The organism is Pseudoxanthomonas japonensis, from assembly GCF_010093445.1.
GTDB lineage: Bacteria > Pseudomonadota > Gammaproteobacteria > Xanthomonadales > Xanthomonadaceae > Pseudoxanthomonas_A > Pseudoxanthomonas_A japonensis.
Genome location: NZ_PDWW01000007.1, coordinates 115,785 through 131,732, shown reverse-complemented (window position 1 = coordinate 131,732; position 15,948 = coordinate 115,785). Strand labels below are relative to the sequence as shown.

12 protein-coding genes and 1 pseudogene are annotated in these 15,948 nt (G+C 68.5%); all 13 read left to right on the top strand.

Annotated features, from left to right (window positions below; genetic code table 11):
* A pseudogene (locus tag CSC78_RS07695) lies at positions 1-318 on the top strand (methyl-accepting chemotaxis protein); the annotation flags it as partial.
* 97 nt (positions 319-415) lie between these two features.
* Entirely contained in the window at positions 416-904 is a 489-nt protein-coding gene (locus CSC78_RS07690; protein ID WP_162337321.1) for a chemotaxis protein CheW, read from the top strand.
* A 217-nt stretch (positions 905-1,121) separates the two neighbouring features.
* Positions 1,122-3,371 (top strand): methyl-accepting chemotaxis protein, encoded by a 2,250-nt coding sequence (locus tag CSC78_RS07685; protein WP_162337320.1) that lies wholly within the window; start codon positions 1,122-1,124, stop codon positions 3,369-3,371.
* A gap of 174 nt (positions 3,372-3,545) precedes the next feature.
* A complete protein-coding gene (locus CSC78_RS07680) occupies positions 3,546-6,155 on the top strand; it encodes an EAL domain-containing protein (RefSeq protein WP_162337319.1) in 2,610 nt (869 codons plus the stop codon).
* 171 nt (positions 6,156-6,326) lie between these two features.
* Positions 6,327-6,731 carry a hypothetical protein gene (locus tag CSC78_RS07675; protein WP_162337318.1) on the top strand — a complete coding sequence of 135 codons (405 nt, stop codon included), beginning with the start codon at positions 6,327-6,329 and terminating at the stop codon, positions 6,729-6,731.
* Positions 6,732-6,823: 92 nt separating this feature from the next.
* Entirely contained in the window at positions 6,824-9,049 is a 2,226-nt protein-coding gene (locus CSC78_RS07670) for a methyl-accepting chemotaxis protein (protein ID WP_162337317.1), read from the top strand.
* A 100-nt stretch (positions 9,050-9,149) separates the two neighbouring features.
* Positions 9,150-10,061 carry a CheR family methyltransferase gene (locus tag CSC78_RS07665; RefSeq protein WP_162337316.1) on the top strand — a complete coding sequence of 304 codons (912 nt, stop codon included), beginning with the start codon at positions 9,150-9,152 and terminating at the stop codon, positions 10,059-10,061.
* A gap of 35 nt (positions 10,062-10,096) precedes the next feature.
* Positions 10,097-10,660: a chemoreceptor glutamine deamidase CheD gene (gene cheD, locus CSC78_RS07660; RefSeq protein WP_162337328.1), complete on the top strand. Its 564-nt coding sequence runs from the start codon at positions 10,097-10,099 to the stop codon at positions 10,658-10,660.
* Positions 10,660-11,727, top strand: a complete 1,068-nt coding sequence (locus CSC78_RS07655; RefSeq protein ID WP_379608873.1) for a protein-glutamate methylesterase/protein-glutamine glutaminase — start codon at positions 10,660-10,662, stop codon at positions 11,725-11,727. Before cheD ends, CSC78_RS07655 begins: the two co-directional genes overlap by 1 nt.
* A gap of 231 nt (positions 11,728-11,958) precedes the next feature.
* Positions 11,959-13,149 carry a methyl-accepting chemotaxis protein gene (locus CSC78_RS07650; RefSeq protein WP_162337315.1) on the top strand — a complete coding sequence of 397 codons (1,191 nt, stop codon included), beginning with the start codon at positions 11,959-11,961 and terminating at the stop codon, positions 13,147-13,149.
* A gap of 131 nt (positions 13,150-13,280) precedes the next feature.
* Complete coding sequence (locus CSC78_RS07645) at positions 13,281-13,910, top strand: histidine kinase (RefSeq protein WP_162337314.1); 630 nt, start codon at positions 13,281-13,283, stop codon at positions 13,908-13,910.
* Complete coding sequence (locus CSC78_RS07640) at positions 13,907-15,622, top strand: EAL domain-containing protein (protein WP_425504884.1); 1,716 nt, start codon at positions 13,907-13,909, stop codon at positions 15,620-15,622. The genes CSC78_RS07645 and CSC78_RS07640 overlap by 4 nt, the downstream gene beginning before the upstream one ends.
* Positions 15,615-15,884: a GIY-YIG nuclease family protein gene (locus CSC78_RS07635; RefSeq protein ID WP_162337313.1), complete on the top strand. Its 270-nt coding sequence runs from the start codon at positions 15,615-15,617 to the stop codon at positions 15,882-15,884. The genes CSC78_RS07640 and CSC78_RS07635 overlap by 8 nt, the downstream gene beginning before the upstream one ends.
* The last annotated feature ends 64 nt before the right edge of the window (positions 15,885-15,948 follow it).

Below are 15,948 nucleotides of genomic sequence, written 5' to 3'. Positions count from 1 at the left end.
ATCGTGGCCAGCGTGCAGCGCGTGACCGACATCATGGCCGAGATCTCCGCCGCCTCGCAGGAACAGTCCGCCGGCATCGAGCAGGTCAACCAGACCATCACCCAGATGGACGAAGTGACCCAGCAGAACGCCGCGCTGGTGGAGGAAGCCACCGCCGCTGCGCGCTCGATGGAAGAGCAGGCGCAGGCGCTGGCCGACGCCGTGTCGACCTTCCGCCTGGATGGCCAGGGCAGCGTGGCGCGGCTGGTGCAGGAGCGTGTCACCCGCATCGCCGCCGGCGGTGCACCGCGCCTGGTCTCCGAACCGCACGCCAGCTGAGTCCGCTAAAGAAACCCCGCCCGGGGCCGATCTAGGCCTTGACCGGTTCCGCCCCGGGAACCCCGACCCCTTACCGGCTGCCACAGGAGCCCGACGAATGAGCGACAAGAAGACCCAGGCCGCGGCGAGCGCGGACGAGTTCCTCAGCTTCACCCTGGGAGACGAGCACTACGGCGTGGACATCCTGAAGGTCCAGGAAATCCGCGGCTACGATTCGGTGACCCGCCTGCCGGATGCGCCGGACTACATCAAGGGCGTCATCAACCTGCGCGGCACCATCGTGCCGGTGATCGACCTGCGCCTGAAGCTGCGGCTGAAGGAAGCGCGCTACGACGCCTTCACCGTGATGATCGTGCTGAACGTGGAAGACCGCGTGGTCGGCATCGTGGTGGACAGCGTGTCGGACGTGCTGGCGTTGAACGCCGAGCAGATCCGTCCCACGCCCGAATTCGGCGCCAGCGTCGACACCCGTTTCATCTCGGGCATCGGCACGGTGGACGAGCGCATGCTGATCCTGCTCGACATCGAAACGCTGATCGACAGTGCCGACCTCGGCCAGCCGTTGCCGGAGCAGGTGGCCGCCTGATCCTCCGCCACGCTGCCGGCAGCAGGGTGTTTCCTGGAGACCGCGGACCGCGAGGCCCGCGGTCTTCGCTTTTGCGGCAACCGCCTGGCAGGACATGCGCTTTTGGTCGCATGCCCCGTCGACTCACTGAAAGTTCCCGCGTCGCGGCCGATAACCCTGAAGGGATGCCACGCGTCCCGCCCTCCTCCCTGCTGTCATTCCGCCGTCCGAGATTGCCATGACGTTTGCCGCCCGCGTTGCCACCACGCTTTCCAACCTGCCGCTGAAGCGCCGCTTCCTTATCCAGACCGCCCTGATCGCCTTCGGCACGGTTGCGCTCGCCGTCATCGCCGCGCGCATGCAGTACCTGGACCTGAACTCGACACGCCAGGCCGGACTTAAAGCGCAGACCGACATGGCGCTGGGCGTGATCGGCAGCTACGCCAGGCAGGCCGAAGCCGGCACGCTGGACGAAGCCGAAGCGAAGGCGCGCGCGCTCGCCGCCCTCGCCGCCATGCAGGCCAACGACGGCGTGGACTACTTCTTCGTCACCGACGAAGCCCCCGTGATGCTGATGCATCCGTCGCGGCCAGACCTGATCGGCAAGCCGCTGGGCGAGGTGGCAAGCCCCGACGGCAAGCGGATCTTCCCCGAGTTCGTGCGCGTGGCGAAGGCCGGCGGCGGCCACGTCGACTACAGCTGGGCCAAGGCCGGCGAAGAAGACCCGGTACCGAAGACCTCCTACGCAGCGCTGTACCAGCCGTGGGGCTGGGTGGTCGGCACCGGCGTCTACCTCGACGACACGCAGGCGCAGGCGCTGCAGTTCACCTTCATCATGACCGCCGCGGGCGGCCTGCTGGTGCTGCTGAGCATGGCGATCAGCTGGGTCATCGGCCAGTCGGTGCTGGAACCGGTGGCGCGCGCCCTGTCCGCCATCAAGGGCGTCTCGCGCGGCGACCTGAGCGTGCGCACCGGCCACCATGGCCGCGACGAGGTCGGCCAGATGCTGAAGGCCACCGACGAGATGGTGCACATGCTGGAGCGCTTCTCGCACGAGACGCGCAACATGATCCGCCTGCACGCCGCCGAGGACATCGGCCACCGCATGCCGGAGGACTTCCCCGGTGTGTACGGCGAACTGGCCGGCGGCATCAACACGATGATGTTCGAGCACCTCGATGCCTTCCGCGACGCCATCGGCATCCTGGAACGCTACGCCAACGGCGACCTGAGCGAGGACGCCCGCCGCCTGCCCGGTACGCGCGCCTTCCTGCACGAGGCGATGGACGCCGCGAAGCAGAGCCTGCTGGCCATCAATGGCGAGATCAAGCGCCTGGCGCAGGCCGCGGCGGCCGGCGACTTCACGGCTCGCGGCGACGAAGCCGGCTTCCGCCATGACTTCCTGCAGATGGTGCAGGGCCTGAACACCATGATGGCCACCAGCGACCGCAACCTCGCCCAGCTGTCGGCCCTGTTGCGCGCCATCGCCGATGGCGATCTGACCGCGCGCATGGAAGGCGACTTCCATGGCGTGTTCGCCACCATGCGCGACGACGCAAACGCCACTGTCGCCCAGCTGACCGACATCGTCGGCCGCATCCAGGACGCCTCCGGTTCCATCAACACCGCCGCCGGCGAGATCGCCAGTGGCAACAACGATCTCTCGCGCCGTACCGAACAGCAGGCCGCCAACCTGGAAGAAACCGCTGCCTCGATGGAGGAACTGACCTCCACCGTGCGCCAGAACGCCGAGTCGGCCCGTCAGGCCAACCAGTTGGCGATCGGTGCGGCCTCGGTCGCCTCGCAGGGCGGTGATGTCGTGGGCAAGGTCGTCACCACGATGACCGACATCGAACAGTCGTCCAGGAAGATCGCCGAGATCATCTCGGTCATCGACGGCATCGCCTTCCAGACCAACATCCTGGCGTTGAACGCCGCCGTCGAAGCGGCCCGTGCCGGCGAGCAGGGTCGCGGCTTCGCCGTGGTCGCCTCGGAAGTGCGCACCCTCGCCCAGCGCTCGGCCAACGCCGCCAAGGAGATCAAGGGCCTGATCGAGACCTCGGTGGAGAAGGTCTCCGATGGCTCGGCGCTGGTGAACCAGGCCGGTGCGACGATGGCCGAGATCGTGGCCAGCGTGCAGCGCGTGACCGACATCATGGCCGAGATCTCCGCCGCCTCGCAGGAACAGTCCGCCGGCATCGAGCAGGTCAACCAGACCATCACCCAGATGGACGAAGTGACCCAGCAGAACGCCGCACTGGTGGAGGAAGCCACCGCCGCCGCCCGCTCGATGGAAGAGCAGGCGCAGGCGCTGACGGAGTCGGTCTCGGTGTTCAAGCTGCACGCCACGGCCAGCGCCCCCCTGCGCAAGGCCATCGCCACCGCCTCCTTCGCCACGCCGAAGCCGGCCGCCAGGGCCGTCGCCCGCAAGCCGGTCGCGCGCACGCCCGAGCCGGCCCTCGCCGACGGCGACTGGCAGGAGTTCTGACGCACCAGGGATCACGTGCCGCATTCCGCGTCCGTCCCGTGACCGCGTTCAAGTAACCCGGACCATGGCCGATATGTCACCAGAAGGCTCCCTTTCCCGGCTCCCGATGACCGTCGCAACCACCGCCCACGACGACGCCCACCGCCAGCCCCGGGTGCACGGCAAGGACAGCGCATGCTTCGTCGTACACTGAACGCGCTGACCCCGCTGCGCGATGCACAGACGCCGGTCGAACCGGCACAGGACAGCCTCTGGCATGTCCTGGAGCAGTCCGTCGACGCCGCGTTCGTCATCGACAGCCGCCATCGCGTCGTGCTGTTCAACCCCGCCGCGGAGGCGCTGTGGCGCTGCCGGCGCGAGGACGTGCACGGCCTGCCGTTCACACGCCTGCTAGGCGAAGTACAGGCCGTCGGCACCACCGAATCGACCATGGCGGCCCTGATGGGCAGCCATCGCGACGCGACGCTGCTGCGGCCCGACGGCAGCGAAGCCGCCTGCTCGGTCTCGATGTCGAAGGTCGTCATCGGCGATCACGTGTTCCACACCGCCTTCGTCCGCGACACGAGCGACCAGCAGCGGCAACTGGCGCGGCTGCGCCAGCTGTCCATCGTCGTGGACAGCAGCGACAACGCGATCTTCATCAGTTCGGCCGACCGCGAGGTGGTCTACGTCAACAGCGGCTTCACCCGCATGCTGGGCTACCGGCTGGAGGAACTGCGCGGCATCAAACCGTCGGACCTGCTGTCCGGGCCGCACACCGACGGCTCGCTGGACGAGCGCATCAGCCGCGCGATGGCCGCCGGCGAGGGCCTGCAGACCGAAGTACTGCTGTACACCAAGGCCGGCCGTCCGCTCTGGCTGTCCGCGGCGATCAATCCGGTGCACGACGAGGACGGCTCGCTGCTGGGCCTGGTCAGCGTGCTCAGCGACATCACCCAGACCAAGATGCACCAGGTGCTGCACAACAAGGTGCTGGACGCGCTGGTGCACGAGTGGAGCGTCGCCGACGTGATGACGCTGATCTGCCGCGAGGTGGAACACATCGCGCCGGAGCTGACGGTGTCCATCATCACCGTCGACAGCGAGGGCCTGATGCATGCCCTCGCCTCGCCGAGCCTGCCGGAGGCGTGGGCGCGTAAGATCAATGGCCTGCCGATCGGTCCGCGCTCCGGTGTCAGCGGCGTTGCCGCCTGGCGCGGCCGCTCGGTGCTGGTGAAGGACATCGCCAGCGATCCGCTGTGCGCCAACACCCGCCACCTGACCACGCCGCTGGGCCTGCGCGCGTGCTGGACGCACCCGATCAAGTCGAGCAGCGGCCGCGTGCTCGGCACGCTGTCGTTCTACTACCGCGAGAACCGCGGCCCCGAGGAACTGCACGAGCGCCTGGCCGACACCTGCCTGCATCTGTGCTCGCTGACGCTGGAGCGCGAACAGACCAACGAGCGCGTGCACCAGCTCGCGTTCTACGACACGCTGACCGGCCTGCCCAACCGCATCATGTTCAGCGCCAAGGCCGAACAGGCCTTGGCGAACGTCGCGCAGGGCAACGGCACCGCCGCCGTGCTGTTCATCGACCTGGACCGCTTCAAGCGCGTCAACGATGCGCAGGGCCACGCCGCCGGCGACGGCCTGCTGCGGGACGTCGCCGCGCGCCTCAGCGAGGAGCTCGGCGGCATCAACATCGTCGGCCGCCAGGCCGGCGACGAATTCGTCGCGGTGCTGCCGATGTGCAGCGCCGAACAGGCCGGCAGCGTCGCCGAACGCCTGCTGGGCGCGATCGCCGCGCCCACGACCGCCGGCCTGATGACCCTGCATCCCAGCGCCAGCATCGGCGTGGCCATGTTCCCCGACGACGGCCGCGACATCGACCTGCTGGTGCGCCATGCCGACATGGCGATGTACCGCGCCAAGCGCGATGGCGGCAGTGGTTTCCGCTTCTTCAGCGTCGACATGAACCGGCTGGCGCAGGAGCGCGTCTCGCTGGAGGCCGCGCTGCGCGATGCGCTGCGGCTGGACCAGCTGAACCTGCAGTACCAGCCGCAGGTCGGCGGCTGCGGCGGCCAGCAGCTGTACGGCGTCGAAGCGCTGCTCCGCTGGCACCACGCCGATCTGGGCGTCATCCCGCCATCGCGCTTCGTGCCGGTGGCCGAGGAATGCGGCCTGATCGCCGACCTCAGCCTGTGGGTGCTGCGCCAGGCCTGCGCGCAGATGGCGGACTGGCGACGGCGCGGCATCGATATCCCGCGCGTGTCGGTCAACGTGTCCGCGATCAACTTCCGCGACCCGCAGCTGTCGCTGCAGATCTCCGACCTGCTGGACGAGCATGGGCTGGTCCCCGACGACCTGACGCTGGAGATCACCGAGAGCGTCATGCTCGATCCGGACCCGGACGTGCTGGAGAACATCGAGGCCATCTACGTGCTGGGCGTGCGCCTGTCGCTGGACGACTTCGGCACCGGCTATTCCAGCCTGAGCCACCTGCATCGCCTGCCGATCAGCGAACTGAAGCTGGACCAGAGCTTCGTGCGCGACATCGACACGAGCGCCATCGCGCGCACGCTGACGTCCTCGGTGCTGCGCATCGGCGAAAGCCTGGGCATGAAGGTGGTGGCCGAAGGCGTGGAGACCGAATCCCAGCACCGCTTCCTCACCGAGCAGCGCTTCCCCGTGCTGCAGGGCTACCTGTTCTCGCCGCCGCTGCCGCCCGGTCCGCTGGAAGACTGGCTGCAGGCGCAGGGCTACGCCGCCATGCGCGAAAGCCAGGCCGACGCCGCGCTGGCGTGATTCCCGGCCCGCGGTCCGGCGACGGGCCAGGACATGCGAAGTGTGACCCCGGTTCCAATCACGCACATCCGCAACGCCCGATGCGACGGCCTTCTCAAGTTTGATGGTGCAGGGCCGATCTCAGGCGGTGAGTCCTTCCCTCCTTTTCCCTGCCCATCCGGAGTTACTGGCATGAAGATCGCATCCGTCCTGACCCTGTCCATCGCCGTCGTCGGCGCCGCCCTGCTGATGCCCGCGGCCCCCGCCAGCAGCCAGTCGCAGATCGACAACGCCATCCCGGCCGACATGGCCTCGCGCTTCACCGGCAAGGCCGGCACGGTCTGCGGCAAGGTGGGCAAGGCGCGTTTCGCGGAGAACACCGAAGGCACGCCGACCTTCCTGTACATGGGCGGCAACTTCCCGCGCCACACCTTCACCGCGCGCATCCCGGGCGACGCCCGCGCCAAGTTCAAGCCGGCCCCGGAAGAACTGGAAGGCAAGGACGTCTGCGTGATCGGCACCATCGAGCGCGACCAGTCGCGCGCCGAGATCGTGGTGAACTCGCCGTCCAACCTGAAGCTGGCCACGATCCGCTGATCCGCTTCACGGGCAGGGCGCGACGCCCTGCCCTGTCCTGGTTGCCACTGAGAGCGGCGCGGCGCGCGCCCCGGTAAAGGAAAAAGAATCCCATGCAGCGGATCAAGAACCTCAAACTGACGACGAAGATGATGCTCGCCTTCGGCGTCGTGCTGGCCCTGATGCTGGTCCAGGGCATCGCCGCCTTCGTCGGCCTGAATTCGTTGAATAGCGTCACGACCGATCTGACCGTCGACGTGCTGCCCAGCGTGAAGGCCGCCGGCGACCTGCAGAGCATGCTGGGCGAGTACCGGACCAATTCGTACCGCCAGCACGTGCGTGCCAGCGATGCGGTCAAGGCCGAAGCCAAGGCCCTCGCCGCGACGACCGAGAAGAAGATTGAACAGTCCATCAAGGACTACGCCAAGCTGGTCGCCAGCGCGGAAGAAAAGAAGGCCTACGACACCTTCATCAAGGAATGGAAGGCGGCGCAGCAGTCGTACGACGAAGTGCAGGAGATGCTGGACCTCGGCCTGCCGGACGATGCCGTGGACACCTTCATCGGCGCCACGCGCGACCAGCACCGCAAGGCCACAGCTGCACTGAACGCCCTTATCAATGTCGTCGACCAGCAGGCCAAGACGGCCAGCGCGAGCGCCGACAGCACCTACACCGCCTCCAGCACCCTGATGATCGTCATGCTGCTGGCCGGCATCGTCGGCGGCCTGGCCCTGGCCTGGTTCTTCGCCCGCGCCATCGCCAATGCGGTCGGCGAAGCCGTGCGCGTGGCCAACGACGTGTCCGCCGGCAAGCTGGACGGCAGGATCGACACCAGCCGCCAGGACGAAGTCGGCCAGCTGCTCACCGCCATGCAGCGCATGCAGACGCAGGTGCAGTCGGTGATCGCCGCGCAGAGCGAGATGGCCGCACGCCACGACGAAGGCCAGATCAGCTACCGCATGGACGACAGCGCGTTCCCCGGCGAATACGGCCGCATGGTGCGCGACACCAACGCCCTGGTCGCCTCGCACCTGCAGGCGATCGGCGATGCGCTGAAGATCATGCAGCGCTACTCGGTGGGCGACCTGAGCCAGGACATGCCGGAGCTGCCCGGCGAGAAGGCCAACCTCACCGAAACCATGCACGCCACCAAGACCAACCTGTCGGCGATCAACGGCGAGATCAAGCGCCTGGCCCTGGCCGCCTCCTCCGGCGACTTCAGCCAGCGCGGCGACGTGGACAAGTACCAGTACGACTTCCGCGACATGATCGACGGCCTGAACCAGCTGATGGAGACGACCGACGAGAACCTGGCCGAGGTGTCCGAGCTGCTGAAGGCGATCGCGCGCGGCGACCTGACCGCCCAGATGGAAGGCGACTTCCATGGCGTGTTCGCCACCATGCGCGACGACGCCAACGCCACCGTGGCGCAGCTGACCGACATCGTCGGCCGCATCCAGGACGCTTCCAGCTCCATCAACACCGCCGCCGGCGAGATCGCCTCGGGCAACTCGGACCTGTCGCGCCGTACCGAGCAGCAGGCCGCCAACCTGGAAGAAACCGCCGCCTCGATGGAGGAACTGACCTCCACCGTGCGCCAGAACGCCGAGTCCGCCCGCCAGGCCAACCAGCTGTCGATCGGTGCCGCCGGCGTGGCGTCGCAGGGTGGCGAGGTGGTCGGCAAGGTGGTGACGACGATGCGCGACATCGAGCATTCGTCGAAGAAGATCGCGGACATCATCTCGGTGATCGACGGCATCGCCTTCCAGACCAACATCCTGGCGCTCAACGCCGCGGTGGAAGCCGCGCGTGCCGGCGAACAGGGTCGCGGCTTCGCCGTGGTCGCCTCCGAAGTGCGTACCCTGGCACAGCGGTCGGCCAACGCGGCCAAGGAGATCAAGGGCCTCATCGAGACCTCGGTCGACAAGGTCGCCGACGGCTCCAAGCTGGTGAACCAGGCCGGCACGACCATGGCCGAGATCGTGGCATCGGTGCAGCGCGTGACCGACATCATGGCCGAGATCTCCGCGGCGTCGCAGGAGCAGAGCGCCGGCATCGAGCAGGTCAACCAGACCATCACCCAGATGGACGAAACCACGCAGCAGAACGCCGCGCTGGTGGAAGAGGCCTCCGCCGCTGCCCGTTCGATGGAAGAACAGGCGCAGGCCCTGAGCGAATCGGTGTCGGTGTTCAAGCTGCATGCCCATGCCGCACCGGCCGCCGCCAAGCCGGCCAAGGCGGCTCCTGCTGCCGCCCCGGCGAAGCCGGTTGCACGCGTCCCCGCCAAGGCTGCGCTGGAACCGGCCCTGGCCGACGGCGACGACTGGCAGGAGTTCTGAGGCACGCGGCTTGCATCCGTCCGGCCGATGATCGATGCACCGTCCTGGTGACGGTGCATCGGTCGAGTACTCCATCAGTACCCGCTCTTTCGAGACGCCCATGTCCGTCAGTACCCGCTCCATCGCCCCGGCTACCACGACACGACGGACCCCCGCCCTGCCCGACCGCGACGACGTTCCCGCGTCCGGCGCGCGCGACTTCGAGTTCGACGACCGCGACTTCCGCCGCGTCGCCGAGCTGATCCGCCAGCGCGCCGGCATCGCCCTGGCCGACGGCAAGCGCGACATGGTCTACGGCCGGCTCTCGCGTCGCCTGCGCGCGCTCGGCCTGCGCAGTTTCAAGGACTACCTGGATCAGCTGGAACGCGAAGGCGGCGACGAATGGCAGGCGTTCACCAACGCGCTGACCACCAACCTCACCTCGTTCTTCCGCGAACCGCACCACTTCGAACGCCTGCTGGAAGAACTGGCCAAGCGCCGCCACGACGGTCCGCTGAAGATCTGGTCCTGCGCCGCCTCGACCGGCGAGGAACCCTACTCGATCGCCATCTCCGCCTGCGAGGCCTACGGCACGCTGACGCCGCCGGTGCGCATCCTGGCCACCGACGTCGACACGCAGGTGCTGGCCACCGGCGAGCGCGGCGTCTATCCGATCGAGCGCATCGCCGGCCTGGACGATGCGCTGAAGCGGCGCTACTTCCAGCGCGGCAGCGGCCCCAACGAAGGCAAGTGCCGCGTGCATCCGGCACTGCGGCAGCTGATCGAGTTCCGCCCGCTCAACCTGCTGGCGCCGCGCTACGACGTGGCCGGTCCGTTCGTGGCGATGTTCTGCCGCAACGTGATGATCTATTTCGACAAGCCGACCCAGCGCGGCATCCTGACCCGCCTGGTGCCGCACCTGGCCGACGACGGCATGCTGTACACCGGGCACTCCGAGAACTACCTGCACGCGGCCGACATCATCCAGCCCTGCGGGCGCACGCTGTACCGGCGTGCCGGAGCCTCCGCGTGAGTGCCGCCGCGGCCGCCTTCGCCGATGGCAGCGTGATGCGCTACCACGACATCCGCTTCAAGACCGAGGCGGCGAAGCTGCTGCCCACGCAGTACCTGGTGGTGGACGACCACACCGCGCTGGTCACCGTACTCGGTTCGTGCGTGGCCGCGTGCATCCGCGATCCGCTGCTCAAGCTGGGCGGCATGAACCACTTCCTGCTGCCCGACGGCAACATCGGCGACGGCGCGCCCGCGCGCTACGGCAGCTACGCGATGGAACTGCTGATCAACGACCTGCTCAAGCGCGGCGCCGCCCGCAGCCGGCTGCAGGCCAAGGTGTTCGGCGGCGCCAACGTGCTGAAGGGTTTCACCAGCAATCCGGTGGGCACCCGCAACGCCGAATTCGTCCGCCGCTACCTGGACGCCGAGCGCATCCCGGTGGTGGCCGAAGACCTGCGCGGCATCCATCCGCGCAAGGTCTGGTATTTCCCCGACACCGGCCGTGCGGTCGTGCAGCGCCTGCCGCATGCCCACGATGCCGAAGTGCTGGCCGCCGAATCCGCGGCCCGCGCCCGCCTGTCCAGGGCTCCCGTCACCGGGGGCGTGGAGCTGTTCTGATGAGTACGACCCCTTGCCGTGTGCTGATCGTCGACGACTCGGCGGTCGTGCGCCAGATCCTGACCGAAATCCTCTCCCGCGACCCCGGCATCGAGGTCGTCGGTTCCGCCGCCGATCCGCTGCTGGCACGCGACAAGATCAAGCGCCTGAACCCTGACGTGATGACGCTGGACGTGGAAATGCCGCGCATGGACGGCCTGGCGTTCCTGGAGAACGTCATGCGCCTGCGGCCGATGCCGGTGGTGATGATCTCCTCGCTGACCGAGCGCGGCGCCGACACCACCCTGCAGGCGCTGGCGCTGGGGGCGGTGGACTTCGTCTCCAAGCCCAAGCTCGATGTCGCCAGCGGGTTGCAGTCGTATTCGGACGAGATCATCGCCAAGGTCAAGACGGCGGCGAAGGCGCGCGTGCGACCATTGGCCCGCACCGGCGCACCGCGCGTGAACCTGGATGCCGCGCTGCCGGCCCCGCCGGCGCTGCGCTTCCGCACCACCGACCGCCTGATCGCCATCGGCGCGTCCGCCGGCGGTACCGAAGCCTTGCGCGTGGTGCTGGAGCAGATGCCGGCCGACGCGCCGGCGATCGTACTGACCCAGCACATCCCCGCCGGTTTCAGCCGCGCCTTCGCCGAACGGCTGGACCGGCATTCGGCGATGGCGGTGCGCGAGGCCAGCGACGGCGAAGCCATCCTGCCGGGCCACGCCTACCTGCCGCCCGGCGGCCAGCACATGCGCATCATCCGCGACGGCGCCCGCTGGCGTGCCCGCATCGACGACGGCCCGGCGGTCAACCGTCACAAGCCGGCGGTCGACGTGCTGTTCCGCTCGGTCGCGCAAAGCGCGGGCGGCAACGCGGTCGGCGCCATCCTCACCGGCATGGGCGACGACGGCGCGCGCGGCCTGCTGGAAATGAGCCAGGCCGGCGCGCCGACGCTGGTGCAGGACGAAGCGAGCAGCGTGGTCTGGGGCATGCCCGGCGCCGCCATGCGGCTGGGTGCGGCCAAGGAAGCGCTGCCGCTGGAACGCATCGCCCAGCGCCTGCTGGACCTGGCGGCGGCGATCGCCTGAGCAGCGGAATCCCCGCTGCGGGATGGGTGTGGGAGCGACGTAAGTCGCGATGACGGGCTGTCGATGCCTGAACGAAGAGCATCGCGACTGACGTCGCTCCCACAACAGCGTGGCCGGGAAGCGGCTACCTCCGTCACAGATCGCCCGCAACCCCGAAACCGCCGGATTTCCCGCCTAAAGAGCCGATCCGCACGGCCGATACTCATCAGTGAGCTTCAGCAGAGAGCACCCATGTATTCGCGCATCCTGGTTCGTTTGGCGGCACCCCTCATCCTCACCCTGCTGTTCCCGGTGTCGGTCGGCTTCGACTGGCCGACCGCCCTGCAATGGGCGCTGCTGACGTCGCTGACCCTGGCTTGGCTGATCTTCGCCTGGCTGACCGTCACCCATTCGCACCAGATCTCCCCCGAGCACGCCAGCGTCGTGCGCGAACAGGACGCGCTGCTGACCGAACTGCGCCGCTTCGTCAACAACGAGATCGAAGGCTCGCGCAGCGAGATCGACCGTGCCCGCGAACTGATCCGCGAGGCCGTCGGCAACCTGGGTGGCAGCTTCGATGCGATGAACCGTAAGTCGCGCGAACAGAGCGCAGCGATCTCCCGCATCATCGACCGCAACGGCGAAGGCGACCGGGCCGGCGTGGACGTGGCGCGCTTCGCCCAGAACGCCAGCCAGCGCATGGAGCAGCTGGTCGAGGCGCTGGAACAGGTGGCCGGTCAGAGCGGCACCACCGTGCACCACATCGACGACATGGCGCAGCACCTGGACGGCATCTTCTCGCTGCTCGAGGACGTCAAGTCGATCGCCGACCAGACCAACCTGCTGGCACTGAACGCCGCCATCGAAGCGGCCCGTGCCGGCGAGGCGGGCCGTGGCTTCGCCGTGGTGGCCGATGAGGTGCGCAACCTGTCCGAGCGCTCCACCGCCTTCAACGAACAGATCCGCAAGCTGGCGCACAGCTCGAAGGAGTCCATCGCCAAGGTGCGCGATACCGTGTCCAACATGGCCTCGCGCGACCTGGACCGTTCGCGGGAAGCCCGCAGCGAAGCCGCCGGCATGCTGAACCAGGTCGCCGCGATCAACGCCTCGCTGGGCGACGGCATGCGCGAGGTCTCGATGTGCGGCCACGCCATCGACGCCAGTGTCGCCGAAGCCGTCCGTTCGCTGCAGTTCGAGGACATCGCTACCCAGTCGCTGGGCAGCGCGACCACGCACCTGGACCGCCTGACCGCGATCAACAAGGAAGCCCTGGCCCTGCAGGAACTGCTGCACCGCTCGGGCGGCGCCACCGACAACGAACTGCTCAACGCGCTGCGCCTGATCGGCAACCGCCTGCGCGACCAGCGCACGGAATGGGAGCGTCCGCCGCACAAGCCCGTCGCGCAGCAGAACATGGGCGCGGGTACGGTCGAGCTGTTCTGACCGACCGGGCCCACCGGTAACGACGCAACGGGGCGGCCAGCGATGGCCGCCCCGTTGCATTCGGGACGCCGCCGCGTCGTCATGTGCTGGCGCGCTGGCATACTGCCGCTGTTCCCGCTGCCGCTCCGCCCATGTCGACGCCGCCTTCCTCCGAGTTGCTGTTGCAGCTGTTCCGCCTGCAGGAAGCCGACCGCCACCGCGTCGGCCGCGCCCTGCACAACCAGGTCGGCCAGGCGCTGTCGGCGATCCGGATGGGCGCGCACCTGGTGCAATCGGAAGACGATGCGGACCTGCGGGCCGAAGACCTGCTGGAGATCATCCGCGCCAGCGACGAAGCGGTGGCCATCGTGCGCGACCTGCACGCCACGCTGCATCCGCCGCAGCTGGACTCGATCGGACTGGACGCCGCCTTGCGGGCCGAGCATGAACGTCTCTTCCCCGGTGCGGCGCTGGCCCTCGCCCCGCTGCCGCACGCACCCGACACGGAGACCGCGCTGGTGGCGTTCCGCATCGCGCAGGTCCTGCTGCGGGCCGCCGTGGCGGCGGATCGCGCACCGGCGATGATGCTGGCCGGCGACACCGATGCGGCCGGCGCGTTCACGCTCGACCTGCTGATGCACACCGGCGACATCGCCGAGCTGCCCCTGCTGCAAGCGCTGGCGAGCGCCGTGGGCGGCGAGCTGACCGCGGTCGCAGGCGCATCGTGGCGACTTCGCCTACCCTATGGGCCCCTGCCCGTCGCGTCCGCCGATCCCGCGTGAATTCAGAACACGCCCACCTGCCCCGCCTGCCGCGCCTCGGCGCCGGCGAACCCGACCTGCAGCGCATGGTCGACGCCGCCACGTCGGACGGGACGCCGTTGATGCTGCTCTACATCGACATCGACCATTTCCGTTCGATCAACGAGAACATGGGCGTGGAAGTCGGCGACGAGGCGCTGGCGATCCTCAGCGACCGCCTGCAGCAGGCGCTGGGGCCGGAAGCGCGCGCCTGGCGCCACGGCAGCGACGAGTTCATCGTGGCGGTGCCGCGCGTGCCGGGGACGCCTCCGCCGGAGCGCTTCGGCGACCTGCTGCGCGAGCAGATCGAACTGCCGATGACGGTACTGCCGTACACGCTGTTCCTGACCGGCACGCTCGGCGTGGCCTTGTGCCCCGAGCATGCGGACACGCCGTCCAGCCTGCTGCAGTGCGCGGAGAGCGCCATGGAGCAGGCCAAGCACGAAGGCATGAACCTGGTGCGCCTGTACCGGCGCGGCGCCGCCATCACCGCGCGCAGCGACAGCATCATCGCCCGGCAGATCGTCAACGCCATCCACCACAACGAGTTGCGCCTGTTCTACCAGCCGCAGATCAACGCGCACGACGGCCGCGTGGTCGGCATGGAGACGCTGCTGCGCTGGTACTCGCCCGCGCTCGGCCTGCTGGTGCCGGAGCGCTTCATGCACGTGGCCGAGAAGCTCGGCGTCATCGTACAGATCGGCGACTGGGTGCTGCGCAACGCGTTCAAGCAGGCGCGCGTCTGGCGCGACTGGGGCTTCGACGATTTCGAGATCGCGGTCAACGTGTCGACGCTACAGCTGCTGCGCCCCAGCTTCGTGTCCGAGGTGCTGGAAGCGATGCAGGAAGCCGGCATCCCGCCGCAGATGGTGGTGCTGGAAGTCCGCCAGAACGCGCTGGCCAAGGACATGAACCTGGTCCACCGCACGCTGGCGCAGCTGCACCGCGAAGGCGTGCGGCTGACGCTGGACGATTTCGGCATGGGCGACTCCAACCTGGATTCGCTGGTCCGCTTCTCGGTGGACAAGATCAAGATCGACCGCAACTTCGTGAAGGGCGTGCCGTCCGGCAACCGCGAGGTCGCCATCACCTGCGCCATCATCGCGATGGGCCACCAGCTGGGCATGAAGGTCATCGCGCACGGCGTGGAGACCGACACGCAGCTCGGCTTCCTGCGCCGCAACCAGTGCGACATGTTCCAGGGCCACCTGTTCGGCGAGCCGATGTCGGCCGAAGACGCCGGCGCGGTGCTGCGCCGCCGCTACCTGCGTGCCGACGCATTCGCCGCCACCAAACCCGACCGCACGCTGCTGCTGCTGGACGACGAGGAGAACATCCTGCGCTCGCTGGTGCGCCTGTTCCGCCGCGACGGCTACCGCATCCTCGCCGCCAGCAACGTCACCGACGCGTTCGAACTGCTGGCGACCAACGACGTGCAGGTCATCCTGTCCGACCAGCGCATGTCGGACATGAGCGGCACCGAGTTCCTCGGTCGCGTGCGCCTGCTGTACCCGGACACCATCCGGCTGGTGCTGTCCGGCTATACCGACCTGGCCACCGTCACCGAGGCGATCAACCGCGGCGAGATCTACCGTTTCCTCACCAAGCCGTGGAACGACGACGACCTGCGCGAACACATCCGCCAGGCGTTCACCACCTACGAGAACCAGCCGCACCATCGCGCGCATGCCTGAGCCCGGCATTCCGCTGCTGGACGGATGGTGCCTGTACCTGCTGGAATGCCGCAACGGCGCCTTCTACGCCGGCATCACCAATCGCCTGGACGCACGCTACGCCGCGCATGTCGCCGGCACCGGCGCGAAGTACACGCGCGCCAATCCGCCGGTACGCGTACTGGCGACCCGCGGTTATCCGGACCGCAGCGCGGCATCGCGTGCGGAGGCGCAGCTGAAGCGGTTGCCGCGGGCGAAGAAGCTGGCGTTCTTCGAGTCCTGACACACCTCCCCTCTCCCTGCGAAGCGGGGAGAGGGTGCCGAAGGCGGGTGAGGGGCGAACGGAG